The sequence below is a fragment of the Bradyrhizobium sp. genome (assembly GCF_004799405.1).
Lineage (GTDB): Bacteria > Pseudomonadota > Alphaproteobacteria > Rhizobiales > Xanthobacteraceae > Bradyrhizobium.
On record NZ_SSMW01000070.1, the window covers coordinates 25662 to 50174 of the forward strand.

A 24513-nucleotide genomic window follows, 5' to 3' on the forward strand; every position below is an offset into this window, starting at 1 on the left:
ACTTACGTTCTGCAAAAGGCTGATAAGCTGGTTCGTACCGCAGGCGCACCGCAGCCTACACCCTAGTAACGTTTAGATGGGCAATCATGCCGCACTGGCGAGAGACGACACCCATAGCCGACGCGATACACGGCACGAATGAAGCGGCCTACGCAGCGGGTTGGATAATCAGCGGTCTGGTCACGTTGGGCGTGATCTTAGCCGTTTGGGTGTTTGCGATTTAGTCAAATGGCGGTCGTGCTGGTCACGCTCATGTTCTTGTCGCACGGCGGGCAGCTTTAGCCGGTGCAGGGCCAACCAACTTATAACCAACGCTACCCGTGAACAAACGAGCACGAACGCGATTGCATGTCGCGCTATTCGTCAATGTTTTCAGGGTTTTCCGGTGAACCATCGCCGCTCATAACGGTTCTCTTGCAGGTCGCCGAGCTAGGAACTCTTGGCACAGGATGCTGCTAGCTGCTCCGCAGCTTCGTCAAATTGCGCTTCGAGCCATACGTTTGTTCCACGCAGCCCCCTTGCAACTGCTAAGGCCCAATCAAGATATTCCCGCCGTCGTTGGACGCTCCAGTCGTCCGGCGGACTTTTTACGAGGGATCTCAAATTCGCAGTCTTATCGGCGAGCTTGATGAATTTGGCCCGCTTGGAGTTTGCTGCGGCATGTTCAACTTGGAGCTTCTTGCGTACGGCCTTGTCCAGGCTCTTATCATCGGTAACTTCCATGACCAGACTAGCAATGTCGTCATTAAAGACCGATGCCAATTCTGCAGGAAGCGTAACCGTATCCTCGACCGTGTCATGCAACACCGCGGCTGCCACTAAATTTGCATCGAGACCTCCGGTGGCAGTAGCGACAAGCTCGGCGACCTCGGCGAGATGGTTGACGTAGGGCTCTTGCGCTTTGCCCTTGCGTTTCTGTGAGGTGTGGCGTTGCGCAGCAAAATGCCAAGCCCGACTTAACAGCAAGATATCTCTCATGGACCGCTTCCTTTCGTCGGCTCATCTCTTTGGCTAATCCAATTCGGCTTCTAACCGAAGTATCCGAGCTTTGATTTCGGAATTGAATTCTTTGCCGTCTTTTCCATGGGTCACCCTGCTATGACAATTCGGACAAACGGCCGCTGCGTTTGCCGGATGATCACTCCCGCCAATTCCAACCGTCCGCTTGGGTAAGAAGCCTCTCACGTAACATCAGATCCGACTCAGATTCGGCTTCTCGTCGAAATTTAGCTTCCATCGATTGGTAATATTTGATGGGGCGCATCAGATCATCACGAGTTTGATGTCGCCGTCTTCAAAGGTTCGCGTCGCAAGAACGTCGCGCGCCATCTTTTCGATGATCGTCCAATTTGCGAGAAGGTACTTCTGCGCCTGTACTTTCGTTGGAAATTTGGTTTGAAGAATGCAGCGCTGCCGCGCGTTACCGTTCGCTATTTGAAAAGATACCGTTTGAGGTCCCTCACTGATCTCTTGTTCGGTTGGCTTGGCAAGTTTCCGCATAAGCTGTTCCTTTATGAATCTTTGGTAACGCCAAGCTATCGGGATGAGCTAGCTCATAGTCCCTTGGTGCGGCTTTACTATGACGCATTGCGCCGGGCGGCTTGTGATGGTCGCGGCGATACGATACTTTTTGAGAACTATACTCGCGGTTCCCGGGCGTCGGGCGCGGGAACAATTGAGCGAATTCCAGAAGCTTGGCGGCGGCCATCATTGCGGCCCGCGCCAAGGGTACAGGTCTCAAGCCGATCGCTCGCGAACTGGGAGTGGGCGTGGGCACGGTGCTGCGTGTAACCGGTGAAGCTAAGGCTGCATGATGACGACCTCGAACCGTTGTGTGCGTTGCGACTGTCCTATCGACGGAAGCAACGATTCCGAAGAGCACGTGATCCAGAACTCGGTTGGCGGCCGTCTGAAGGTGCGTGGGTTCATTTGCCGCGGCTGCAACAACCGAACAGGCGAGACCTGGGATGCGGTGTTTGCCGAGCAAACTAATTTTTTCTGCCACTTCTTCGGCGTCGTCCGGGAGCGGGGCGAACCCCCGCCGCAGCCGATTGTGACCACGGCTGGCGAGCAGCTGCTGATGCAGCCTGGCGGTGGGTTCAAAATGCAGAACCCCGTCTTTAAGGAAATCCCCACGGAGGGCGGTAAGCAGGTCCAGATCAAGGCGCGCGATCGACGCGAGGCCACGACCATGCTCGAGGGCCTGGCACGGAAATACCCTAAGGTCGACGTCGCTGCTGAAATGGCCAAGGCCACAGCGGACCACACCTATCCTGAGGGCGTGATGCGTCTGGATATACACTTCGGCGGTCCCTCGGCCGGACGCTCGGTCGTCAAAACCGCGACCGCGTTCGCCTTCCACTGTGGGGTGCCGATTGAGCAATGCGATCTGGCAGTCGCGTATCTGCGCGACGAAGTCGCCGAACCGGCCTTTGGAGATTATTTTGAACGGGATTTGGTCACCGGTCGGCCAGTCGGCGTGCCCATCCATTGCGTGGCGGTGACCGGAGATCCTGAAACCGGCATGTTGCTGGGGTATGTCGAGTTTTTCGGGGTGCAGCGCGTCGTCGTCTGTCTCTCGCAATCGTACGCCGGGCCGCTGCTCGCGCGGGCGTATGGGCTGGACCCGACGACCGGCAAGATGATGCCTTTGCAGGTCGAACTGGCCTTCTCCGCTACCGACGTCAAGGCGATCTACAACTATGAGCGAGTTCCGGATGGATCGAGGGAGCGCGCCTTCGATGCGGTTGTGCCGACAGCTATGAAACGCAACTTCGACCGCGCGATCGCTCACGAAAGCGCGCGCGCGACACAATATGCATTCGAAAACTGCGGCGCGAAGCCGGGGGACAAGATTACACCAGAACTAGCAAAGAAAATAGCCGAGCTTGCGACGGAAAGAATGATGCCGTTCATCCAGCGGCATGCTCGCCGCCGGTGACGTGGCGACGGTCGGATGACGGTGCCGGCCGCCTCTGGCATGCGGTGGTTCGCGGGATGCCAGCCTGCGCCAATTGGCGTACCCGCCGCGGGATAAATTAGATGTCTCTGGGTGCGGGCGGCGACGTCGGTCGAAAACATATTCCGGCCGCCGTACCTAACTGCCGCTCCACCCGGGCCACGACTAACTCAAATGCTTCAATATGGTCTGCGATCTGATCAACCAGCGTATTCATGTCGCTCAAGCTTGTTGGCTGCGGACCCATCACAATTCTTTTTCGTGCCGAAATCTCCAACCGATAGGGATTTCCGGTTTCCCTGTCCCAGTTCCAGGAGTCGTGGACAGCGCGGTTTCTCTTGTCGCCCAGTCCGCGGGTCTTTTCGGCAAACTGGTTGATGGTTTTGATCAGGGCGTCGTCACCGCCGTGCATGCGGACGAGCGAAACGAACGCGTCTAACGCCCGACCAGGACCCGGAATCTGAGATGTCAGGCACGCGCCCGCCTCATCGCCTACCTTTGCGAAAACCCACAAACTGCTGTGCAGCATGTGTTCGAACGCCGCCCAATTCGAAGCAACCTTGCCGACGGCGGCGTACAGGTGCTGCCGGTCGGCATCGTCTTTGATGAACTTGCGCAAGCTTTCTTCATCGTTGATGGGCATCAGGCGAGGTCACTCCGTCACTCTCGGGCCCCATACCGCCAGCGGCGCCGGCGGGACGCAACGGCGATCTTATGCTGAATGGCCGACCACCAACGGCGCCGAAAGCGTGCTCGCCTGGCTCATCGTGCGAAGAAAACTGCACTGGTTCATCCTAAGGATTAAGGACGTTGGTGTCAGAACAAATAACGAGTGTACGGCTGCCGCGCGTCATCGCGACGTATAGGTGGTTATGGTCCATGACTTCGGGGTTCACGATCACCGCGACATCCGCTTCCAGACCCTTTAGCAGAAGCGTGCTGCCAACGGTGCGTTTTGCCAAGGGTCTGCCAATGAGCCGCGATTGTTCCCGGACCTGAACCGCGGCGTCATAAATGGATGGTCCATCCGCCGAACCGCATAGCTGAAACATCTTGTGACATCCCCGCAGAACCGGCGGGCGATGGGCACGCACGCCTCCGTCCTTGTTGATGGCAGCCAGCAACGCAGACGCTCCGGCATAACTGGGTTTGTCCGCGAATGCCAAGGCCGCCTGTTCGGTCTCGGTCGGATCCTTCCTAGCTTTGCCGGATTGAAGGCTGCCGACGCGGGCGAGCAAGTCGTCGGGTCCCACGTTCACCATTACCTGAGACGCGAATTGGACAAGGCGATAGAGGGCGTTGCTGGCGCTCAGATCGAATGCGCGCGCAAAATCCACAAGGTCGCGCAGGTCCACGCTTTCCGCAGCGACAGCGCCGGGAGTTTGCCTAGCGAAACGCCGTTGCTCCGTCGGCTTGGTGGAATCGGCGATAATGAGAATCGATCCATCGGCAGTCGGCGCTTTCGTCAAGCACGCCTTGAGGCGCAGCGCGTGATCGTCCGATCCGTCGAGCGCCATGTGAATTACATTCTTTGGCGCTGAAGCCAAATCAATGCTGCCGCCGGCCAAAAGCGTTTTGCGAACGCCAAGCAGCCATTGTCCAAACGCCTTTTCCCCGGCATTGATCCAACGCCAAGGCGTCTTCAACTCGCCCGCATCACCGAAGCTGGCGAGGACGTCAGTATCCCAGTCGACGAGCGCGTTGCCCTTGAAGCCGAAGATCGCTTGCATGGGATCGCCCAGTACGCAGCAGCGCAGCGGATCGGCAAGGAAAACCACCATCTTATGTTGGACCTGCGAACAGTCCTGATATTCATCGACAAACAGCCGGTCATACGTTGCCGCTAGAATTTCATCGAGATGCTCTTCATTGAGCAATCTCACCGCGGCATCGCGGATAGTCGGATAGTCGGTCGCGGGATGGGCTAGCTCAAGTATTGCGGTATCGTGGCCACTGCGCTTCGGAAACATTGATATCAACCGCATGGCGAAGCCATCGAGCGTGGCCAAGCGATACTTGGATGGCGCAACGCCCGCACAATCAAGCCGGCCTCGAAGCGCGGCCACGCCAGCATTCGTATGTGTCAGGACGAGGACAGGCTTGGGTCCTTCATGCCGCGACAAGGCGCTTGCGATCAGCTGTGTCTTGCCGCATCCCGCAGGAGCGGTGATCGCGCCTTTCTCAATGCTAAGCAGATCGATTTCAGGATCGGCCATCTTCGATCCACGCGAACACGCCCTCGACGATCGCGCGGAACTCGGCACCGCATTTCGCCAAAGCTGGCCCGACGATTTCCCGGCCGCAATGCTCCATCGCCGTCACGTTTTTGAACCACGCAGCGCTTTTTGTCGCGCATGCCTTCGTCAGGCAGGCGCGGATATCCTTGGTGATACTTGCCCGGCAATCTTTGAGGGTCAATTTCCCGGCAGAGATCGATTTGATGTGTTCGCCGACCAGATCCTCGCCGTGCAGTGTGACGGCATATTCCAGCAGCTTCGTCACGGCATCGGAGGGCAGGGCGTCGAATAATTCATCTTCGAGCGCGCGTCCCGCGCTCCATTTAAATATCGCTCCGACGACCTTAACGAAGATACCTTCTGCTGTTTTATCGGGCTGCACGTCATCGTCACGCAAGACGTTTGTGCGGTAGCCCAGGCTTCGGAACGCTTTGGCGCGCGGATAAATGTTGTCGCAGCCCTTGGCGTCGACAAGCGCGAGGCCAAGCGCCTCGATGGTGACTTTGCCTTGCGACGCCCGGAACTGATCGATGCCGCGCACAAGGCCAACTTCGCTTGCGCCTTCGCACACCAAGACCGATGAGCTCAAGAATGCCTCCGGGCACATCCGAACCGTGCCTTGGATGGTAGGTTTCGATCCGACGAGTACGGCTTTATGCCCATCTTTGCCATGTCGAAGTACCGTCAGCTGGTTCGCCGACAATTCGCGGACGGTTACGGGCGAATGCGTCGTCAAGAACCCTTGCAGCGGCGGTGGCTCTTCCTTTGAACCAATGGAATGAAGCAGCCGGATAAGCCGGTGTGGCTCCAACCCATGTTCCACCTCGTCAATCAGGATGACGGTCGCATCCTTAGCGGCTTTTCGTTGCAGGCCGGCGACCAGCAATCGTGCCGAGCCCGTGCCGAGCCCGCGAAGCGGAATGCCGTCTTCGTTGTGAAGGGCAATTGTGCCGCCACTAAATGACACGGAATGCGCATCAAGCAATGCCTTGGGATGCGCGCCAATGTCAATCCCGAGGTCGCGGGCCGTGTCGCCAACGATCCCGAGCGTTACGGAGAGCTGCTTTTCGGCCATGTCGCCGAAGGTCGCTCGGGCTTGCCGTGCTGCCTCGGCCATCGCGCCAGAAGTCTCCGCCTTTTCATCGGAAAGCTTGGTCAGTACTGAACCACGCCGCCACGCCAAATCGTTCTCGGCATAAGCGCCGATCCGGGTCGCGCAAAGCCTGATGCGATCACTCCATGTGAGGTAGCGGGTTTGGCCCTGTGCCTCGGCGCGCTCGGACACCAGCGTCCATACCGGCTCAAGATCGCTTTTGACGGTCAGGTTCAGGGTGAGAACCGTCTCCGCGCCGTGCTCCGGTTCGTCATCGATCACGCCCGTCTCGGCATTAAATGATCGCAGGTAGTTGCCATAGGTCTCCATGCTCTTGAGACCGTCATCCAGCTCACCGATGGTGATCGAGATCGAGACCGGCTCGGTTACATCAAGGCCGTGGAAATCCGCATCCGAGAAAGAAAGGTTACGCCGCGCGCCAACACAAAAGTCAATCGCATTGAGAACGGAGGACTTGCCCGCATCACCGGGACCGATGAGGCAGTTCAAACCTTCTGCCGGTCGCCATGTAAATGTCTTTAGGCAGCGAAAATTTCGGATGTCGATGAAGCGAATGCGGGCCAAGGGTAAACCACTCGGTCATGGGAATGTGTGCAATAGTACAATTCAACAGCCTTTACTTGCCATGGAAAAGGGATGCAACCCAAGGAAAGAAGGCACGGCCGACAACAGGTCGTCGCGCGCCGGTTGGTGCTGTTTTGCTGCCGTCGCTGAAAGTCCGGGGAAGATGTTTGTACAAAAGGTACGAAGGAAGCTTCTTATGTCGAGAAACGCCGGCGGGGCCAATCTTGCATACCGGATCCCGCATCGCGAAATGTCAACAACAGACGTTTCAAAAGGTGGGGCGGAAGGTGGGGCGGTCGATAAAAAGAAACCAAATTCTGGGCAAAAAAGCAGGGCGCGGCCGGCATCACCACAGCCGCGCCCTACGTCGCCGGTCAATGGGGCAGGGGGGATAACCGGCTCCCGAAAGAACGCACGGCGCCCCAAAGTCGTTCCCGGAGCCCCAATTATTTTTTACACGGTTAATTGATATTCACCCGGAGAACCGCCGCCGGTTCCGTCGCGTTGTCGGTTAGTCGCTACAAACGACAGGGCAGGCCGAACATGCCGCAGATATCAAGAGGAATTTTCGGAGTGATCGCGCTCCCGCTGATGTTCGGCGCCGTTCAGTTGGCCTCGGGGCGCGATCTTGCGGGAACAAGTTGGACCCCATCGGGAACCACCGAAGCCGCCATCAACCGCGCCGCCAAGGCCGACCGGATCGCCGGCGTCGCATCGCCGCCGTCGCAGATGCGGACAATCTCGCTTCGGCTGGCCAGCCTTCCCGATACTTCGGTGGTTTTCCGGGTGCCGCTGACCGAGGCAGCGCGCAACGGCCCGACGGCTCCGGCAAAACCGGGAAGGTGGAAGATGACGCTGGCCTGCGAGCCCGTCGTCAGCGTATTGACCGAAGTCGCCAGACAGCTTCAGCCCGGCCGCTGCGTGACCTGAAACGGACGCGGTTTTTTGCAAACTGACCGGCTTGTTCCGTCAAGCCTTTAGTCATGCCCGGACTTGATCCGGGCATCCATCAAAGCTTCGGCGGCGCCTCTACATTACTCCGCCGGCGCTTCGCCGCTCGGGGGCGCGTGGCGGCTTGCCAGCAGGCCCAGCGCCAGTCCGCCGACTGCCAGGATCGGGATCAACTTCTTGACGCCGATGGCGCGGATCAACTGGATGCCGGTCGCAACCAGCATCGGATCGGCAAGCGCGGTCTGCAGGGCCGACTTCTCATTCTCCCTGGCGTGGGTCTTGACCTGATTTTTGCGCACCGCGTAGCAGGCCGCCACGACCAGCGCGACCACAAAGAATATGGCGGCGCCAGTCAGGCAGGCTTCAATCAGGCCAAAATTCTGCAGCACGTAGATGAACGCCGCCGCGCACAGGAAGCATAACGTGATGAACAGCGCCAACGCCGCCACCGCGCCCAGCTCGGTCAGCCGCAACGCGGTGCCGGTCGACTCCTTGAAATCATCGATCATGCGCGCAAACATCGGATGCCTCTCTCGGGCCAAACGCTACTGCAGCCAAAACTAAAACTACCTGCGCCAATCTTTACCTGCGCCAGGTTGCGCCGATCAGGAAACCGAGGCCGAGCGCGATCCCGACGGTTGCCAGCGGACGCTGCGTTATGACGTCTTCCAGGGTTTCCTCGATCGAATAGGCGGCGTCCTGAGCTGCATCCATCATGGCACCGCCGCGCTCGGACAAGTCATCCACCGCCGCATCGGCATTGGCGCGGACCTGCTTGTAGCCGCGGCGCGCCTGCTTCTGGGCGGTACCAGCGAATGAATTGAGCGCGTCGGTGATCTGGTCGGTCAGGGCTGAAATATCGTTTTTCACGGCTGTTACATCCTTTTCGAGGCGTTCATAGGTCGCTTTATCCGTCATGTTTCTCATTCCGATCTCGCCATCCGTGCTCGACATCAAAAGCTCCCAGGTATCGAAATTGCGTAAGGCACAAACGCGCCGCATACCCCGAAGTTCCCGGCATGAAACCGGATTAGTCATTGGATTAGTCTTGCGGCAGCTGCGGCGAATCGACCGGCAGCAGATGTTCCTTGAGAATGAGCGCGACGATCAGCAGTGGCGAGGAAAGAAAGCCGCCCATCGGTCCCCACAGCCAGGTCCAGAATGCCAGTGCCATGAACACGGCGAGCGCATTCAATTCCAGCCTGCGGCCGATGATGGTCGGGGTGACAAAATGACCTTCGAGGAAAGTGACGCCGACAAACGCCAGGGCCGCGATCAGGCCGGCGCCGAGCGTGGAGAACGCGATCACGCCGACCACCGTCAGAATCGCGAACATCGCGACCGGGCCGATGATCGGAAAGAAATTCAGCACCGTGGCCAGCGCGCCCAACCCGGCCGGATTGGGCATGCCGGTGATGGCGCAGATGATGCCGGTGGCGGCGCCGACGCCGAGATTGATCGCGGTCACCGTCAGCAAATAACCGCCGAGCTGCAGTTCGATCTCGTTGAGGATCCGCAAGGTGCGCAAACGCGCCGCATGGTCGGCGAAGGTCATGATCAGGCCGCGGCGAAGGTCCTTCCAGCTCGCGATGAACAGGATCAATGTTGCCAGGAACAGCAGGAATTCGGTGAAAGTCGGCGACAGGAATTCGAGCGTGGGCTGCACCCATTCGAATTTCGGCATCTGGAACGGTGCGGCTGAAGCCGTGTCGCCGCCCAGCGTGCCCTGGAGTTGCTGCCACAGCGCCAGCGGGCGGTCGAAGATGTGCAGCTTGTCCCGCAGCAGCGATCCCAATTCGGGAAGGCGCGTGCTCCATTCCATCAGCGGCGAGGAGATCAGGCCGACGATGAATGCCGCGGCAGCGCCAGCCGCGGCCACGATCAAGACCGCCGACACCGCGCGCGGAATGCGATGCCGCTCGAGCCAGCCGGCGGCCGGCGACAACATGGTGCCGACCACGAACGCCGTCACCACGGGAAGAAAGAAAGCCTTGGCGGCATAGAGCACGACGGCGACGCAGATCACCAGCAGCGCAACCAGCGCGAAGGCAACCACTTCGGCGCGGCGAATGACCGGCGGCTGTTCAACTTTACTGTCGGGCAAGGGCGAACCGGGCGCCTCGACGGGAAGGACGCGCATTCACTCTCCCCCGCGCTACGAACCTCTGCACCACAACCCGCATAACCTCCAAAGGTTCCGTCGCGGAAACGTGAGGGGACCACCGGCTTGACAGAGTTCGTTCATCGCGAAGCGGCGGTGGAACCTTTGGCGCCTCGGTCGCGTTTGTTGTGCAGTCAGCATCCCGCGTGATGCGTATCGAACGGGGCAGGTCATGACACAGGTTTTTAGTCAAAATCGCAGGTATTCACCGCGCGCGGGCCGCGCGCTGATCGTCGCCGGCACGCTGTTGCTGGCGCCCGTAATTCTCCCAAGCGGAGCTAGCGCACAGGCTCTCGGTTATGCCTCGGCGCCGCAAAATTACTTTCCCTCGGATAATATGGCGGTCGCGCCGGCCGAGCCGGCGCTGACCGATGAGGGAGATGGTTCGTCGAGCGTGCTGCCGGAGCGGCTGCGGCGGACGGTTGTCGCTTTCGACACTCGTGAAATGCCGGGCACGGTAATCATCGATACCGGCAATACCGCGCTTTACTATGTGCTCGGCCAGGGCCGCGCCATCCGCTACGGCGTCGGCGTCGGCCGTGAGGGTTTTACCTGGTCCGGCGTGCAGACCATCAGCCGCAAGGCGGAATGGCCGGACTGGCATCCGCCGGCGGAAATGATCGCGCGCCAGCCTTATCTGCCGCGGTTCATGGCCGGAGGCTCGGGTAACCCGCTGGGTGCGCGCGCGATGTATCTCGGCTCCAGCGAATATCGCATTCACGGCACCAACGATCCCTCGACGATCGGAAAATTCGTCTCCAGCGGCTGCATCCGGCTGACCAATGAAGATGTCGCCGACCTGTTCAGCCGCGTCGATATCGGCACCAGGGTCGTGGTGCTGCCGAAGAATGCGCCGCATATCGAGGCTAGAACCACGACCGGCATTCGCCCGGTAACGGCGCGATCGCGTCCCGTGGTGACCCCATCATCCCCGGGCCGCCAGGCCCTGAACCTTTCGGCCTCGTCGCTGTATTGAAGGTTGCGGATTCTGCGGAGGCGAACATGAACAGGAGATCATCCAGGCGGATAGCGTTGGGCGCGGCGATGGCGCTGGGCGCGCTGACGATCGCTCCCGCCGCGCAAGCCGGGGACTTTCTCTCCACCCTGTTCGGGGCGTTCGGAGTTCGGCGGCCCGAGCCGCCGCCTTCGATGCCGCTGCCGTTTGCCAGCGAAGGCAACCCGTTCGCGCCGCAAACTGACGCGCGTCCGCGCGCGGCCTATTCCGGCGGCGGCCAGGCCTATTGCGTGCGCACCTGCGACGGGCGCTATTTCCCGATATCGGCATCCGCCGGGGAGAGCCGGGCGGCCTCCTGCAACAGTTTTTGCCCGGCCAGCGAAACCAAGGTGGTCTACGGCAGCAATATCGACCGCGCCGCAACGGAGGCCGGAAAGCCTTATTCCGAACTGCCGAATGCATTTCGTTATCGTAACGAGTTGGTTGCGGGATGCACCTGCAACGGCAAGGACCAGCTCGGTCTGGCGCCGGTCAAAATCGAGAACGACCCGACCTTGCGCAAGGGCGACATCGTCGCCGAGCCCGGTGGCCTGATGGTCGCCGGCCGCGCCCCCGACAAGCGCGGCGCGTCGCTGAATTTCTCGCCGGTCCCGGAATCGGTGCGCGCGCGCTATCAGCACGCGCCGGTGGTTGCCGCGGAGTGAGATGCTGAATAGCCGGGGAAATCAGCCCGACGATGGTGCTTCCGCGCTGGACCAAACAACCTGTTGCGCGTTAAGGGTGAAAGCGCTGTGACTTTCACGATATTTTCGGGGGAATTCCGATGCTGGTGGGTGCGCTGATAACATTTCTCGTCGTTATCCTCATTCTCTACCTGATCAACCTATTGCCGCTCGACGGCCGCGCCAAGCAAATCGCCCGCGTGGTGGTGATCATCCTTGGGGTGATTTCACTGCTGAAATCCATCGCGGTGTTTTGACGGGCAGCTATTCGCGTTTTATCCCGCAGCCTTGGCTTCCCGGCGCCGCGCGGTGAGGATGTATTCGGTGTAGCCGTTCGGCTGCTCGCGTCCCCGGAAGATTAAGTCGCAGGCGGCCTTGAAGGCGATGCCGTTGAAGCCGGGCGCCATCGGGCGATAGAGCGGATCGCCCTCGTTCTGCTTGTCCACGACTTCGGCCATGCGCTTGAGCGATTCCATCACTTGCTCCCTGGTGATGACGCCCTGATGCAGCCAGTTCGCCAGATGCTGGCTCGAGATGCGCAAAGTGGCGCGGTCTTCCATCAGGCCGACGTCGTGGATGTCGGGCACCTTGGAGCAGCCGACGCCCTGATCGATCCAGCGCACGACATAGCCGAGAATGCCCTGGCAGTTGTTGTCGATCTCCTGCCGCACATCGTCGGGCGCCCAGTTCGATTGCGACACCGGAATGGTGAGGATATCCGCAAGTTTGGCGCGCGGGCCGCCCTTAGCCAGTTCCTGCTGCCGCGCCAGCACGTTGACCTGGTGATAGTGCAGCGCGTGCAGCGTCGCTGCGGTCGGTGAAGGCACCCAGGCGGTGGTGGCGCCGGCCTTCGGGTGCGCGATCTTCTGCGCCAGCATGTCCGCCATCTTGTCCGGGGCGGCCCACATGCCCTTGCCGATCTGGGCATGGCCGGGCAATCCGTCGATCAGTCCGATGTCGACGTTCCAGTCCTCATAGGCCTTGATCCAGGGCTGCGCCTTCATCTCATCCTTGCGGATCATCGGGCCCGCTTCCATCGAGGTGTGGATTTCGTCGCCGGTCCGGTCGAGGAAGCCGGTGTTGATAAAACAGATCCGCTTCAACGCGTTCTGGATGCAGGCCTTGAGGTTGACCGTGGTTCGGCGCTCCTCGTCCATGATGCCGATCTTCATGGTGTTGTCGGGCAGCGACAGCATGTTCTCGACCCGGGCGAATATCTCGCAGGTCAGCGCCACCTCGTCGGGGCCGTGCATCTTCGGCTTGACGATATAGATCGATCCGGTGCGGCTGTTGCGGGTCTTTGAGCCGCACCTGAGATCGTGGATCGCGAGCAATCCCGCGACCGCGGCATCGAGAATGCCTTCCGGAATTTCCTCGCCGCCAGGGTCGAGCACGGCGTCGGTGAACATGTGATGGCCGACATTGCGCATCAACAGCAGGCTGCGGCCATGCAGCCTGATCTGGTTGCCGTCCGGCGAGGTGTAGACCCGGTCGGGATTGAGCGCGCGCTTGAGCGTCTTGCCGCCCTTCTCGAAATCGGCCGACAGCGTGCCGTTCATCAGGCCCAGCGTGTTGCGATAGATCAGCACCTTGTCCTCGGCATCGACGGCAGCGACGCTGTCTTCCATGTCGAGGATGGTGCTGACCGCCGATTCCAGGATGATGTCGGCGACCCCGGCCGGATCGTCCTTGCCGATCATGCGGCTGCGATCGATCTGGATCTCGATATGCATGCCGTTGTTGACGAGCAGGATCGCGGTCGGTGCGGCCGCATCGCCCTTATAGCCGGCGAACTGCTCGTTCGATTTCAGCGCGGTGGCGTTGCCGCTCAGCTTGACGGCGAGCTGGCCGGCGATGACGCCGTAGGAGATGACATCGGTGTGGCTACCGGTCGCCAGCGGCACAGCCAGATCGAGAAAGGTCTTTGCCTTCGCGACCACCTTGGCGCCACGGGCCTTGTTGAAGCCCTTGCCGTCTTCGCCGGCCTCGTGCGGGATCGCATCGGTGCCGTAAAATGCATCGTACAGGCTGCCCCAGCGCGCATTGGCGGCGTTCAGCGCGTAACGCGCGTTGGTGAGAGGCACCACCAGTTGCGGTCCGCAGATCCTGCCGATCTCTTCGTCGACGTTCGATGTCTCGACCTCTTGGGTCGCCGGCTCCGGCAGCAGGTAGCCGATCTCCTTCAGGAACGCCGTGTATGCATTCATGTCGAACGGCTTGCCCTTGTGGGCGCGGTGCCAGCCGTCGATTTTCGATTGCAGAGCGTCGCGCACCGCGAGCAGTTCGCGGTTTTTCGGCCCCAATTCCCTGACAATGGCGGCGAGCCCCGCCCAGAATGCGTCCGGCGAAATTCCGGTCTTGGGCGTGGCCTCGTTGGCGATAAAATCGAACAGAACGGGAGCGATCTTCAGTCCGTGGGCGTCGATACGATTCATCATAAAACTTTCGTCAGAAGGCGATCACATGCGGTTTTCACTGCAAAAACAAAGAGCGCCGCAAGGGCGGCGTTCGCGGTCCTTTTAGCGTCAAAGCCGGTGCCAAGAGAAGGCCTTTTGCAAGCCCTGATTGCGCAAACAATGGCCGCCGGATGGCTCAGTTATCGGCAGCGAAGTCGACCGGTTCGTCGAACACAACGCCTGATTTTATCAGCATCTGCATGGTCTCGGCGGTCGCTTCGCCAACCCGGCGCGTTGAATCATCGATCGTGAACTCGCGCGGTCGGCGATTGGCAACCGTTGTTGCTCGGCGTGACCTGCGCCAACGCCGCAAGCCCTCAATCGGTTCTGTCGGCTGCAAGATGCATCTCTGCCGCTTGGTGTTTGAGGGCAAAAATTCTATAGTTGCAGCGCAATAAGAAAGAAATACTTTTCTATTTGTAGGTCTGGATTGCGGTATATATAGAAAATAATTCTAGTCAACCCGGAAAGCCGGGGCAGCGAGTGTCGAATGCGATTCCTGCCGGTGTTTCTCGATCTTCAGGCCGGTCCGATCATGCTTGCAGGGCGTGGCGAGTTGGCGCTGGCGAAGTTGCGCCTGCTGCTGGCGGCGGGTGCGCGCATTCGCTGGTTCGCGACCGATGGCCATCATGACGTCGGCGGTATCGACGCCACTGATCTGGCGCGGATCGAGTTTGGCGAAGGAGATCCGCTGGTGGCGGATCTGCGTGGCGTGATTGCAATCCTGTGTGCGGGCGCAGGCGATATCGGGATTGCGATGTCGGTGCGGGCAAGATCGGTCGGCCTGCCCGTCAATGTGATGGATGACCCGTCGCATTCGACCTTCATTTTTCCGGCCATCGTCGACCGCGGCGATGTCGTGGTGGCGGTCGGTACCGGCGGCGCCTCGCCGGTGGTGGCGCGCCGCGTGCGCGAGCGCATCGAAGCTGTGCTGCCGGCGCGGATCGGCGATCTCGCCGCGTTCATCGGCCGCTGGCGCAAACCGATCCACGGCCGCATTCCGCAGTTTCCGCTGCGTCGCCGTTTCTGGGAACGCTTGGTCGATGGCCCGATTGGCGCGCTGGTTCTTGCCGGCCGCAGCGATGAAGCGGAAAAAGCCTTGAGGGCTATTTCCGATCCATCTGCCTTTGCCGGCGCGCAAGGGTCAAGTCAGCTCGAAGGGCAGGTAACGCTGGTCGGCGCCGGTCCGGGCGATCCGGATTTGCTCACGATCAAGGCGCTGCGCGCTTTGCAGGATGCCGACGTTATTTTTTACGACGAACTGGTTTCGCCCGAGATTCTCGATCGCGCGCGCCGCGATGCCGCGCGCGTGCCGGTCGGCCGTCGCGTCGGCAAGCCCGGCATCGGCCAGGACGCGATCAACAAATTGCTGATCGAGGCGGCGAAGTCGGGACAGCGCGCGGTGCGCCTCAAGGGCGGCGATCCCTTCGTGTTCGGCCGCGGCGGCGAGGAAGTCGAAGCGTTGCGTGCGGCCGGCGTCGCCTATTCGGTGGTGCCGGGAATTACCGCGGGGCTCGGCGCCGCTGCGCAATTCGAAGTGCCGCTGACCTTCCGTCGCGAGGCGCTGCGCATCACCTTCCTGACCGCACACAAGGCCAGGGACGCCGGGAACGTCGACTGGTCGGTGCTGACCGACCGCAGGATGACCGTGGTCGTCTACATGGGCATGACCGCGGCGCCGTCGATCCGCGCCGGTCTGCTGGCGGCGGGACGTTTCCCGCAAACGCCGGTCGGCGTGTTTGCCCGGGTGACGCGGCCCGACGCCCAGGCGGTGGTCGGAACGCTGGATGAACTGCCGGCGCTGATCCGGAAGATCGACGGCGGTCCCGCCATTCTCATCATCGGCGACGTGGTCGCGCGTTCCGCGCCGTGGCGCCATCAGAACCTCAATCATGTGATCTCAGAACTGCTGGAAGCTGCCGAATGACCTCTCCGCTCGAACAGAAGAAAATCAGGATCGCCGGTCCGTCTGTGGTGACCGCCAACCGCACCTGGGATGGTGTGGTGATCTACCGCTCCCCGCAGCACGGCTGGTCGGTCGAACTGTCGGATGCGGCGATCGTTCGTACCTCCGACGAAGCCCGCGCACTGTTGGCCGAATCGGCGGCCGACGATGTCGGCGCAATCGGCGCCTATATCGCGCCGGTCGAAATCAGTGACACCGGCAAGATCAAGCCCGGCAACCTGCGCGAACGCATCCGTTCCAAGGGCATCACCATCGATCTGCCGGTTCCGGCATAAGGCCACCCGCTCATGTACGCATACGACGAACTCGACCGCACGCTGATCAACGAACGCGTTTCGGAATTTCGCGACCAGGTGAAACGCCGGCTCTCCGGCGAACTCACCGAGGACGAATTCAAGATGCTGCGGTTGCAGAACGGCGTCTATCTGCAACTGCACGCCTATATGCTCCGGGTCGCGATTCCCTACGGCACGCTGTCGTCGAAGCAATTGCGCCGCCTGGCGCATGTCGCGCGCCGCTACGATCGCGGCTATGGGCATTTCACCACCCGGCAGAACATCCAGTTCAACTGGATCAAGCTCGCCGAATTGCCGGACGCGCTGGCCGATCTTGCCGAGGTCGGCATCCACGCCATGCAGACCTCGGGCAATAACACCCGCAACGTCACCTCGGATCAATGGGCTGGCGTGGCGCCCGGCGAGATCGAGGATCCCCGTATCTGGTCCGAACTGTTGCGGCAATACACCACGCTGCACCCGGAATTCTCGTTCCTGCCGCGCAAATTCAAGTTCGCGATCACAGCCTCTGCGCACGATCGCGCCGCGATCAAGGTCCACGACATCGGCCTGCGCCTGCACAAGAACGCCGAAGGCGAAACCGGCTTCGAGGTGCTGGTCGGCGGCGGCCTCGGCCGTACCCCGTTCATCGGCAAAACCATAAAACCGTTCGTGCCGGGCCGCGATCTCCTGAGCTACGTCGAGGCGATCCTGCGCGTCTACAATCAGTACGGCCGCCGCGACAACATCTACAAGGCCCGCATCAAGATCCTGGTGCACGAGCTCGGTATCGAGAAATTTGCGCAGGAAGTCGAGCAGGAGTGGCTGGCGACGCGCGACAGCGCGTTGACGCTGGACGACGCCGTGGTCGAGGAAATCCGCTCGCGCTTCACCTATCCGGCTTACGAAAAACTGCCGCATATGCCGGACGAGTTGAAGAAAGCGGCGCACGACCCTGATTTCGAGACGTGGCGCAAGAACTCGGTAGCACCGCACAAAGTGCCGGGTTATGCGATCGTGACGCTGTCGCTCAAGCCGGTAGGCGGACCGCCCGGCGACGCCACCGCCGACCAGATGGACGCGGTCGCCGATCTGGCCGACAAATATTCGTTCGGCGAAATCCGTGTCGGCCACGAGCAGAATCTCGCGCTGCCGCATGTCGCACGGCGCGACCTGCCGGTGCTGTGGCGGGCGCTGGACAAAGTCGGCCTGGCGACGCCGAACGTCAATCTGGTCACGGATATCATCGCCTGCCCCGGGCTGGATTATTGTTCGCTGGCCAATGCGCGCTCGATACCGATCGCGCAGGAATTGACGCGGCGCTTTGCCAATCACGATACCGCCAACCTGATCGGCAGGCTGCACGTCAACATTTCCGGCTGCATCAACGCCTGCGGCCATCATCACGTCGGCCATATCGGCATTCTCGGCGTCGAGAAGAACGGCGAGGAATTCTATCAGATCACGATCGGCGGTCGTGCCGACGAACATGCCGCGGTCGGCACCCTGATCGGGCCCGCGGTGCCCTATGGCGAGGTCGCCGACGTGGTCGAGGATATTGTCGAGGCCTATCTGGCGCTACGCGAGCGCCCGGACGAGCTTTTCATTGACGCCGTCAAACGGCTTGGCGTCGAACCCTTCAGGGAGCGGGTCTATGCCACTCGTTAAAAACGGAAAAATCGCCACCGACACGTTCGTCCGCGTGGCGGACGACGATCCGCTTCCGGGCGATGGCGCCATCCTGATTTCCGCGGCGCGATTTCTTGAAGATACGGAGGCCGTTTCGCGCCGTCTCGGAAAGACCGGCGTGATCTGGCCGAACAACCGCGATGTCGACGATCTGGTGCCGTATCTTGACCGGCTCGCGGCGGTGGCTCTGGTGTTTCCGACCTTCCGCGACGGCCGCGCCTACAGCCAGGCGCGTCTGTTGCGGGAGCGCCACGGCTATCGCGGCGAACTGCGCGCCACCGGGCAGGTATTGCGCGACCAGTTCATGTTCATGCTGCGCGCCGGGTTCGACGCGTTCGAAGTGAAGAAGGAAAGCGATGCGGTGGCGTTCACCAGTACCGCCAAACGCTACTCGGTGTTCTACCAGCCAACGGGCGATGGCCGCGTCACCGCGCTGCATCGGCGGATGCAGCAGCGCCATTCGGAGAGTGCCGGCCGGTAAATGTCTTCGCCCATCCGGGCGGACCTCGCCAAATCCTCAGGCTGCGGTTCGTTGCGCGCCTTGGAATGACGGTCGAATCTAGCCCCGCGTTCACCATTCAGCCACGGTTGGTATGCAACAACCACCTGTCATTTTGGGGGCGAATCATGCGCATGGCGGTTGCCATTCTCGGGCTTTTGGCGCTGGCCGGCTGCACGGCGGAGGCTCCGATCGAACAGCCGAGCATGTATGTCAGCATGGCCAACGGCGACGCCAAGCTCGATCCGCTGGCTGCGGCCTCGATGATCTCGCTGTACCGGCAGAACAACGGCCTCGGCGGGGTGACCGTCGATCCCGAACTGATGAAGCTCGCCGAACAGCAGTCGCAGGCGATGGCCAGCCGCAACAAGCTCGACCACGATGTGAAAGCGCCGCTGGCGCAGCGCCTGAACGCGTCCGGATATCCCGCGACGCTGGCGGTACAGAATGTGTCCGCCGGATATCACACCCTGGCCGAGGCATTTTCAGGCTGGCGCGATTCACCCCCGCATCGGGCCAATATGCTGAAAAACGGTGTCACAAAATTAGGCATCGCGGCGAGCTATGCTCCGAACACCAAATACAAGGTGTTCTGGACGCTCATTATGGCGTCATCGGAAGTGCGATAACTGCGGCGTGAATACGGGTTCGTTGGCTCGCTGATTGACGCCGCCGCGAAGGGACGCCACGGTACAACCTCATTTTATTGGTCGACCCATCTCGATGTCGGATTCCGCCAACTCAGCACCAGCCAGTACGCCTGCGAATGCGCAGCGTGTGCTTGTCCTGCAGGGCGGCGGCGCGCTCGGCTCCTACCAGGCCGGCGCCTATCAGGCCTTGTGTCGCAACGATTTCGAACCGGAATGGGTGGCCGGCATTTCGATCGGCGCCATCAACGCCGCGATCATCGCCGGCAATCCGCCAGAGAAGCGGCTGGAGCGCCTCAAGGAATTCTGGGAACAGGTTTCTTCCCCGGTGTCCTGGAATCCGCTCACCCCGGGCACTCGTGAGCGCTCCTATTTCAATGAGACCAGTGCCGCATGGGTCGCAACTTTCGGCGTGCCCGGGTTCTTCACGCCGCGATTTCCCCCGGCGCCGCTGTGGCCGCAGGGCAGTCCGCAGTCGCAGAGCTATTACGACACCACGCCGCTGCGTGCGACGCTGGAGCGGCTGGTCGATTTCGATCTGATCAACAACGGCAAAACCCGGCTCAGTGTCGGGGCGGTCGGCGTGACATCCGGCAATTTCAGGTATTTCGACAGTGTCGAGTTCAGGAAACTGGGCAAGAAGATCGGCCCCGAACACATCATGGCGTCCGGCGCGCTACCGCCGGGATTTCCTTCCGTCGTCATCGAGGGCGAGCATTACTGGGACGGCGGCATCGCCTCGAACACGCCGCTCGATTATGTGCTGGATGAAGGTGTCAACAACGACCTGCTGATCTTCCAGGTCGACCTGTTCAGCGCGCGAGGCCCGCTGCCGACATCGCTGCTTGAAGCCGCAGAGCGCGAAAAGGACATCCGTTATTCCAGCCGCACCCGCATGAATACCGACAAGAACAAGCAGGTTCACAACATCCGCAAGGCGCTGCGCGACCTGATCGGCCGGTTGCCCGACGACCTCAGGCAGGATCCGTCGGTTGAAATCCTGCGCCAGGCCGCCAGGGAAAACACCGTCACGGTGGTGCACCTGATCTACCGCAGCAAGAACCACGAATCGTCGTCCAGGGATTACGATTTTTCGCATGTCGGCATGGTCGAACACTGGAGCGCCGGGGAGCGCGACGTTCATCTGTCGATGCAGTACAGGGACTGGCTGGAACGGCCACAGTCCGGCGAAACCATGGTGACTTACGATCTCACGGGGGATGACAGCGAATTCCCCATTGAAAAGCAGGAGAAATAAAATGGCTACGTTGACAGGCAAGACCGCGGTTGTGACCGGCTCGACCAGTGGCATCGGACTGGCTTACGCGCGCGCCTTTGCGGGCGCCGGCGCCAACATCGTCATCAACGGGATGGGCGCGCCCGCCGACATCGAGAAGGAACGCGCCGCCATCGAGACCGACTTCAAGGTCAAGGCGGTCCATTCCCCCGCCGACATGACCAAGCCCGCCGAAATTGCCGGCATGATCGCGCTCGGCGAAACCACGTTCGGTTCGGTCGACATTCTGGTCAACAATGCCGGCATCCAGTTCGTATCGCCGATCGAGGAATTTCCGATCGACAAATGGGACGCGATCATCGCGATCAACTTGTCGGCAGCCTTTCACGGCATCCGCGCCGTCATTCCCGGCATGAAGAAGCGCGGCTGGGGCCGCATCATCAACACCGCCTCGGCGCATTCGCTGGTGGCCTCGCCGTTCAAGTCGGCCTATGTCTCGGCCAAGCACGGCATCGCCGGATTGACCAAGACCGCGGCGCTCGAGCTTGCGACCTTCAAGATCACCTGCAACTGCATCAGCCCCGGCTATGTCTGGACCCCGCTGGTGGAGAAGCAGATTCCCGATACCATGAAGGCGCGCAACCTGACCAAGGAGCAGGTCATTCACGACGTGCTATTGGCGGCGCAGCCGACCAAGGAGTTCGTCACCTCCGAGCAGGTCGCGGCACTGGCGCTGTTTCTCTGCGGCGACGATGCCGCGCAAATCACCGGCGCCAATCTGTCGATCGACGGCGGCTGGACCGCGGCGTAGGGACATTCGTCATGCCCCGCCACCGGGTCTCGCCTTCGGCGAGCCCGATGACAGGCTCCAGCCGGGGCATCCAGTATTCCGTGACGGCCAGGCTGAACGCTGTCGCTTGGCTACTTGCCGAACGCCAGCACGTGCAGGCCGAGCCGCTGCCGCACGATCCAGAACAACAGGATGGTCTCGAACGTCAGCGAGATCGAGGTCGCGGCCGCAGCGCCGTAGCCGCCGAACCGCGGTACCAGCGCGACGCAGAGCGCCACGTTCATGACAAAGGCCAGGCCATAGGCCATCGCGCAAATGTGCTGGTGGCCGAGCATGTTGAGCAGCCGCTCGACCGGGCCGATCGCCGAGCGCACCACGAGGCCAACCGCCGCGATGAACATGATGTCGTAACCGGCGACGAATTGCGGTCCGAACAGCCACAACAGCGGCTTGCCCAGCGCCAGCAGCATGACGGTCGCGGCCAATGACGGCCAGAACGTCCACTGGATCGCATGCGCCACGTAGGCCGACAGCCGCGCCTTGTCGCCGCTGGCGTGATATTCGGCAAAACGGTGCGCCGTCGTCGCCGCCATCGCGTAGTGAATAAAGGACACCAGCGCTAGCGTCTTCACTACGGCGAAATACAGACCGACCTCTTCGGAGGGCCGAAACTGCTGCAGCACCAGCACGTCGGTATAGGACAGCAACAGGTAGAATCCCTCGACCATCAGGATCGGCAGCGAGACCGCGAGCCATCCGCGGAAATCGTAGGCCTTCGGACCGGGCTCGATCTGGTCGCCAAGCCGGCGGTTCAGCACCATCATCTGCCCGATCATGGCGATCCACACCGCGGCCGCACTGGCGAGCATCGCAAGCGTCGCGCCGAGATGGAAGCCGAGCGCGAAGGCGCCGGCGGTAAAGCCGATGATCAGCGACTGCCGGACGATGAATTGTGGCATCAGTCCGAGCCGCATCCAGTCGTGCGAACGCGCGATGCCGTCCTGGGTGTTGGCGACCACGAAAGCCGGCAGCGTGACGCAGCCTATATACAAAGGAACGATCTCGCTCGCGCCCATCCACGGCGACAGCAGCTTGACGACGCAAGCCAGCAGCGCTGCCACCACGGTCGACACGATAAAGGTGATCCAGCGGCTGCCGGACAGAAAGCCGCGCAGCAGCGCATGCTGGCCGCCGGCACGATATTCCGGAATGATCTTTTGCGCCGACGCCGAGATGCCGAAATCCATCATGCTGCCGAGCAGCAGCACCCAGGTCCAGACATAGACATAGACGCCATAGTCGGAGCCGCCCATCCAGCGCGCCAGCAGGATTTGCGAAAGATAGGCCATCGCCGCGCTGACGATGCGGATGATGAAAACCGTGCCGGCGAGGCGTTTGGTCACCGACGCTTCGCTGGAGCCGCCCAGCACCGATCGCAGCCGCGCGATCATGCCGATGGGTGAAGCTGGTGCGGATTGAGCGTCCATCGCGGCCACGGCGGGAAATTCCTCGAAGCCGCCAGGGTGCGGCGATCGTCGGGCTTATCAACGATTCCTTAAGATTCGGTCTCTCGGGGCGGGTTCCGGCAAACGCCGGAACCGGTAGTCGCAGCCGTTTTTCGGTATTCGCCGCTGCCGCAGCGGGTCAATTCAAATTGATATTGAATTCGTAGGAGCGCTCGCCGCCGACCAGCGTCAATTTGAGCGCGGCCCCTTCGGGGTTGGCGCCCGGAGGCAAGCCGTCAAGCTCGAAAGCGAAGCGCTTGACCCCGGGCGGGCCATGTTCGACCGGGGCCGGAACCGGCAGCGCCCAGTCGGGCGTGGGCCCTTCGACGAACAGGTTGACCTCTTTGGCGTCAGGCGTGACCACATCGACGAGCACGGTGGATTTGCCGTCGCGCTTGACGTCGCGGACGGTCAGTGGGTTGGGATCGCCGACATTGGCCGGCTTTGGCACGGTGTCGAGGGCTGCGAACAGCGCGCTGTCCTCGGTGCTCGCCACGCTGGTGAAGGCGAGTTCGGCATTGGCTTCGACGGGAATGCAGAGCTTGTCGCAGACCGCATAATTGATGTCGGCGCGGAGCGTCACCGGCTTGTCGGCATTCCTGGCGACAATCCGCAACGGCAGCACGATCTGGTCGTGATAGCCCATGGAGTGACCGCCGGCGCCGTCATCGAACTTCGCCGGCGCCGGCCACAAAACGGTCACGGCCTCGATATTTTCCGATTTGGAGAAGTCGAAACGCGGCGGCACGCCGGAATCGCCGGGCGTCCGCCAGTAGGTCTTCCATCCCGGCTCAAGCTGAAATCCGATGCCGCCGAGCAACACCGCGCCGCTGCGCGATCCCGCCAGCAACCGCACCGCCGAGTGTCCATCTTTCTGCCATGGCGAGGCGTCCTGGGCGCGCGCTCCGATCGCCGGCAAGGTCGCAAGCAGGATTACTGCGAAGCCGAGCGCGGCGCGCATGGGAACTATGACGGTCATGAGACGTCTTTACAGGCAAGCCAAGGCACAAACCATTGAATTGCTTGTGATGTAATTCTTGACGCGGCGCGAAGCTTGATTGACAGAACCGGCACCCAATATCAGGATGTGGATCAACACGAAAGTCTCTGTGCGGATGGATCCTGAAAGCAAAAGACCGAGGATTGCTCGCCGCAAGGCCGCCGGCAGCGGCGACGATGCGGCCGGTCGCGGTTACCTGGACGGTCAGCTCTTGATCGCGATGCCGGTGATGGGAGATCCGCGCTTTGCGCGTTCGGTGATCTATCTCTGTGCGCATTCCTCCGAAGGCGCCATGGGCATCATCGTCAACCATCCCGCCGGCACCATCGATTTTCCGGAACTGCTGGTGCAGCTCGATATCATCGAGAAAGCCGACCAGATCAAATTGCCGGAAAACGCCGAGACCATGAAAGTGCTCAAGGGCGGCCCGGTCGAAACCGGCCGCGGCTTCGTGCTGCATTCGAGCGACTTTTTCATCAAGGATGCGACACTGCCGATCGACGACGTGATTTGCCTGACCGCAACCGTCGATATTCTCAAGGCGATCGCGAAGGGTGCGGGGCCGAAACACGCGGTGCTGGCGCTCGGCTATGCGCATTGGGCGCCGGGCCAGCTGGAAAGCGAAATTCAGGAAAACGACTGGCTGCACTGCGCGGCCGATCCGGACCTGATCTTCGGCGGCAACGTCGAGGAAAAATACCAGCAGGCGTTGCGCAAGATCGGGATCGATCCGGGCATGCTGTCGAACGAAGCGGGACATGCCTGAATCGTCATGCCCCGCGAAGA

25 protein-coding genes are annotated in these 24513 nt (G+C 61.2%); 13 read left to right on the forward strand and 12 right to left on the reverse strand.

The annotated features are described in order from the left end of the window. Nucleotides 1-429: 429 nt before the first annotated feature. Together E7813_RS10555 and E7813_RS10560 are read right to left on the reverse strand one after the other, a co-directional pair. Nucleotides 430-978, reverse strand: a complete 549-nt coding sequence (locus E7813_RS10555) for an HD domain-containing protein (RefSeq protein ID WP_291573538.1) — start codon at nt 976-978, stop codon at nt 430-432. Nucleotides 979-1263: 285 nt separating this feature from the next. Continuing rightward, complete coding sequence (locus E7813_RS10560) at nt 1264-1500, reverse strand: hypothetical protein (RefSeq protein WP_291573540.1); 237 nt, start codon at nt 1498-1500, stop codon at nt 1264-1266. A gap of 313 nt (nt 1501-1813) precedes the next feature. On the opposite strand from E7813_RS10560, the gene E7813_RS10565 reads away from it, so the two are divergent. After that, nucleotides 1814-2941: an HNH endonuclease gene (locus E7813_RS10565; protein WP_291573542.1), complete on the forward strand. Its 1128-nt coding sequence runs from the start codon at nt 1814-1816 to the stop codon at nt 2939-2941. A 97-nt stretch (nt 2942-3038) separates the two neighbouring features. Here E7813_RS10565 and E7813_RS10570 read toward each other — a convergent pair whose 3' ends face one another. The 3 genes from E7813_RS10570 to E7813_RS10580 all read right to left on the reverse strand — a co-directional run bounded on the left by E7813_RS10570 (nt 3039) and on the right by E7813_RS10580 (nt 6874). Beyond that, entirely contained in the window at nt 3039-3602 is a 564-nt protein-coding gene (locus E7813_RS10570; RefSeq protein ID WP_291573544.1) for a hypothetical protein, read from the reverse strand. Nucleotides 3603-3753: 151 nt separating this feature from the next. Beyond that, nucleotides 3754-5175 carry a UvrD-helicase domain-containing protein gene (locus E7813_RS10575; RefSeq protein WP_291573546.1) on the reverse strand — a complete coding sequence of 474 codons (1422 nt, stop codon included), beginning with the start codon at nt 5173-5175 and terminating at the stop codon, nt 3754-3756. Continuing rightward, nucleotides 5162-6874, reverse strand: coding sequence for an AAA family ATPase (locus E7813_RS10580; protein ID WP_291573548.1), 1713 nt, complete (start codon nt 6872-6874; stop codon nt 5162-5164). Before E7813_RS10580 ends, E7813_RS10575 begins: the two co-directional genes overlap by 14 nt. A 573-nt stretch (nt 6875-7447) precedes the next feature. Here E7813_RS10580 and E7813_RS10585 point away from each other — a divergent pair. Next, nucleotides 7448-7804 carry a hypothetical protein gene (locus E7813_RS10585; RefSeq protein ID WP_291573550.1) on the forward strand — a complete coding sequence of 119 codons (357 nt, stop codon included), beginning with the start codon at nt 7448-7450 and terminating at the stop codon, nt 7802-7804. A 104-nt stretch (nt 7805-7908) separates the two neighbouring features. Here the strand turns inward: E7813_RS10585 and E7813_RS10590 are convergent, their stop codons facing one another. The 3 genes from E7813_RS10590 to E7813_RS10600 all read right to left on the reverse strand — a co-directional run bounded on the left by E7813_RS10590 (nt 7909) and on the right by E7813_RS10600 (nt 9965). Then, complete coding sequence (locus E7813_RS10590; protein ID WP_291573552.1) at nt 7909-8346, reverse strand: hypothetical protein; 438 nt, start codon at nt 8344-8346, stop codon at nt 7909-7911. A 61-nt stretch (nt 8347-8407) separates the two neighbouring features. Continuing rightward, entirely contained in the window at nt 8408-8779 is a 372-nt protein-coding gene (locus tag E7813_RS10595) for a DUF883 family protein (RefSeq protein WP_291573554.1), read from the reverse strand. Nucleotides 8780-8867: 88 nt separating this feature from the next. Beyond that, nucleotides 8868-9965, reverse strand: coding sequence for an AI-2E family transporter (locus E7813_RS10600; protein ID WP_291573556.1), 1098 nt, complete (start codon nt 9963-9965; stop codon nt 8868-8870). A 193-nt stretch (nt 9966-10158) separates the two neighbouring features. On the opposite strand from E7813_RS10600, the gene E7813_RS10605 reads away from it, so the two are divergent. The 3 genes from E7813_RS10605 (at nt 10159) to E7813_RS10615 (ending at nt 11920) form a co-directional block, all read left to right on the forward strand. Beyond that, nucleotides 10159-10962, forward strand: a complete 804-nt coding sequence (locus E7813_RS10605) for a L,D-transpeptidase (protein ID WP_291573559.1) — start codon at nt 10159-10161, stop codon at nt 10960-10962. A 26-nt stretch (nt 10963-10988) separates the two neighbouring features. Beyond that, the gene (locus E7813_RS10610; protein WP_291573561.1) at nt 10989-11645 is read left to right on the forward strand and encodes a DUF2865 domain-containing protein; all 657 of its coding nucleotides are present in this window, start codon (nt 10989-10991) and stop codon (nt 11643-11645) included. Nucleotides 11646-11764: 119 nt separating this feature from the next. Continuing rightward, nucleotides 11765-11920, forward strand: a complete 156-nt coding sequence (locus E7813_RS10615; RefSeq protein WP_291573563.1) for a Thivi_2564 family membrane protein — start codon at nt 11765-11767, stop codon at nt 11918-11920. An 18-nt stretch (nt 11921-11938) separates the two neighbouring features. On the opposite strand, the gene E7813_RS10620 is transcribed toward E7813_RS10615, so the two are convergent. Continuing rightward, complete coding sequence (locus E7813_RS10620) at nt 11939-14098, reverse strand: malate synthase G (RefSeq protein ID WP_291573565.1); 2160 nt, start codon at nt 14096-14098, stop codon at nt 11939-11941. 157 nt (nt 14099-14255) lie between these two features. Further along, the gene (locus E7813_RS10625) at nt 14256-14459 is read right to left on the reverse strand and encodes a hypothetical protein (RefSeq protein ID WP_291573567.1); all 204 of its coding nucleotides are present in this window, start codon (nt 14457-14459) and stop codon (nt 14256-14258) included. Nucleotides 14460-14609: 150 nt separating this feature from the next. On the opposite strand from E7813_RS10625, the gene cysG reads away from it, so the two are divergent. The 7 genes from cysG (at nt 14610) to E7813_RS10660 (ending at nt 21243) form a co-directional block, all read left to right on the forward strand. Further along, nucleotides 14610-16046 carry a siroheme synthase CysG gene (gene cysG, locus E7813_RS10630; protein WP_291573569.1) on the forward strand — a complete coding sequence of 479 codons (1437 nt, stop codon included), beginning with the start codon at nt 14610-14612 and terminating at the stop codon, nt 16044-16046. Next, nucleotides 16043-16360 carry a DUF2849 domain-containing protein gene (locus E7813_RS10635; protein ID WP_291573571.1) on the forward strand — a complete coding sequence of 106 codons (318 nt, stop codon included), beginning with the start codon at nt 16043-16045 and terminating at the stop codon, nt 16358-16360. Before cysG ends, E7813_RS10635 begins: the two co-directional genes overlap by 4 nt. A gap of 12 nt (nt 16361-16372) precedes the next feature. Further along, nucleotides 16373-18028 (forward strand): nitrite/sulfite reductase, encoded by a 1656-nt coding sequence (locus E7813_RS10640; RefSeq protein ID WP_291573572.1) that lies wholly within the window; start codon nt 16373-16375, stop codon nt 18026-18028. After that, nucleotides 18015-18530 (forward strand): DUF934 domain-containing protein, encoded by a 516-nt coding sequence (locus E7813_RS10645; protein WP_291573574.1) that lies wholly within the window; start codon nt 18015-18017, stop codon nt 18528-18530. The genes E7813_RS10640 and E7813_RS10645 overlap by 14 nt, the downstream gene beginning before the upstream one ends. Before the next feature lie 143 nt (nt 18531-18673). Then, complete coding sequence (locus E7813_RS10650; RefSeq protein ID WP_291573643.1) at nt 18674-19177, forward strand: CAP domain-containing protein; 504 nt, start codon at nt 18674-18676, stop codon at nt 19175-19177. Between the two features lie 94 nt (nt 19178-19271). Next, nucleotides 19272-20453 carry a DUF3734 domain-containing protein gene (locus E7813_RS10655; RefSeq protein ID WP_291573576.1) on the forward strand — a complete coding sequence of 394 codons (1182 nt, stop codon included), beginning with the start codon at nt 19272-19274 and terminating at the stop codon, nt 20451-20453. 1 nt (nt 20454) lies between these two features. Then, entirely contained in the window at nt 20455-21243 is a 789-nt protein-coding gene (locus E7813_RS10660) for a 3-hydroxybutyrate dehydrogenase (RefSeq protein ID WP_291573578.1), read from the forward strand. 110 nt (nt 21244-21353) lie between these two features. Here the strand turns inward: E7813_RS10660 and E7813_RS10665 are convergent, their stop codons facing one another. Together E7813_RS10665 and E7813_RS10670 are read right to left on the reverse strand one after the other, a co-directional pair. Beyond that, nucleotides 21354-22709, reverse strand: coding sequence for a flippase (locus tag E7813_RS10665; RefSeq protein ID WP_291573645.1), 1356 nt, complete (start codon nt 22707-22709; stop codon nt 21354-21356). Nucleotides 22710-22866: 157 nt separating this feature from the next. After that, complete coding sequence (locus tag E7813_RS10670; RefSeq protein ID WP_291573580.1) at nt 22867-23706, reverse strand: protein-disulfide reductase DsbD domain-containing protein; 840 nt, start codon at nt 23704-23706, stop codon at nt 22867-22869. Between the two features lie 136 nt (nt 23707-23842). On the opposite strand from E7813_RS10670, the gene E7813_RS10675 reads away from it, so the two are divergent. After that, nucleotides 23843-24493, forward strand: coding sequence for a YqgE/AlgH family protein (locus tag E7813_RS10675; protein ID WP_291573647.1), 651 nt, complete (start codon nt 23843-23845; stop codon nt 24491-24493). The last annotated feature ends 20 nt before the right edge of the window (nt 24494-24513 follow it).

What these genes read in the sequence shown, in the direction of transcription:
- E7813_RS10560 (WP_291573540.1), bottom strand. Translation starts at nt 1,500, where the DNA reads ATGCGGAAACTTGCCAAGCCAACCGAACAAGAGATCAGTGAGGGACCT.
- E7813_RS10645 (WP_291573574.1), top strand. Translation starts at nt 18,015, where the DNA reads ATGCCACTCGTTAAAAACGGAAAAATCGCCACCGACACGTTCGTCCGC.
- E7813_RS10570 (WP_291573544.1), bottom strand. Translation starts at nt 3,602, where the DNA reads ATGCCCATCAACGATGAAGAAAGCTTGCGCAAGTTCATCAAAGACGAT.
- E7813_RS10670 (WP_291573580.1), bottom strand. Translation starts at nt 23,706, where the DNA reads ATGACCGTCATAGTTCCCATGCGCGCCGCGCTCGGCTTCGCAGTAATC.
- E7813_RS10665 (WP_291573645.1), bottom strand. Translation starts at nt 22,709, where the DNA reads ATGGACGCTCAATCCGCACCAGCTTCACCCATCGGCATGATCGCGCGG.
- E7813_RS10575 (WP_291573546.1), bottom strand. Translation starts at nt 5,175, where the DNA reads ATGGCCGATCCTGAAATCGATCTGCTTAGCATTGAGAAAGGCGCGATC.
- E7813_RS10660 (WP_291573578.1), top strand. Translation starts at nt 20,455, where the DNA reads ATGGCTACGTTGACAGGCAAGACCGCGGTTGTGACCGGCTCGACCAGT.
- E7813_RS10605 (WP_291573559.1), top strand. Translation starts at nt 10,159, where the DNA reads ATGACACAGGTTTTTAGTCAAAATCGCAGGTATTCACCGCGCGCGGGC.
- E7813_RS10555 (WP_291573538.1), bottom strand. Translation starts at nt 978, where the DNA reads ATGAGAGATATCTTGCTGTTAAGTCGGGCTTGGCATTTTGCTGCGCAA.
- E7813_RS10615 (WP_291573563.1), top strand. Translation starts at nt 11,765, where the DNA reads ATGCTGGTGGGTGCGCTGATAACATTTCTCGTCGTTATCCTCATTCTC.
- E7813_RS10640 (WP_291573572.1), top strand. Translation starts at nt 16,373, where the DNA reads ATGTACGCATACGACGAACTCGACCGCACGCTGATCAACGAACGCGTT.
- E7813_RS10635 (WP_291573571.1), top strand. Translation starts at nt 16,043, where the DNA reads ATGACCTCTCCGCTCGAACAGAAGAAAATCAGGATCGCCGGTCCGTCT.
- cysG (WP_291573569.1), top strand. Translation starts at nt 14,610, where the DNA reads ATGCGATTCCTGCCGGTGTTTCTCGATCTTCAGGCCGGTCCGATCATG.
- E7813_RS10600 (WP_291573556.1), bottom strand. Translation starts at nt 9,965, where the DNA reads ATGCGCGTCCTTCCCGTCGAGGCGCCCGGTTCGCCCTTGCCCGACAGT.
- E7813_RS10595 (WP_291573554.1), bottom strand. Translation starts at nt 8,779, where the DNA reads ATGTCGAGCACGGATGGCGAGATCGGAATGAGAAACATGACGGATAAA.
- E7813_RS10590 (WP_291573552.1), bottom strand. Translation starts at nt 8,346, where the DNA reads ATGTTTGCGCGCATGATCGATGATTTCAAGGAGTCGACCGGCACCGCG.
- E7813_RS10610 (WP_291573561.1), top strand. Translation starts at nt 10,989, where the DNA reads ATGAACAGGAGATCATCCAGGCGGATAGCGTTGGGCGCGGCGATGGCG.
- E7813_RS10565 (WP_291573542.1), top strand. Translation starts at nt 1,814, where the DNA reads ATGACGACCTCGAACCGTTGTGTGCGTTGCGACTGTCCTATCGACGGA.
- E7813_RS10675 (WP_291573647.1), top strand. Translation starts at nt 23,843, where the DNA reads ATGGATCCTGAAAGCAAAAGACCGAGGATTGCTCGCCGCAAGGCCGCC.
- E7813_RS10655 (WP_291573576.1), top strand. Translation starts at nt 19,272, where the DNA reads ATGTCGGATTCCGCCAACTCAGCACCAGCCAGTACGCCTGCGAATGCG.
- E7813_RS10620 (WP_291573565.1), bottom strand. Translation starts at nt 14,098, where the DNA reads ATGAATCGTATCGACGCCCACGGACTGAAGATCGCTCCCGTTCTGTTC.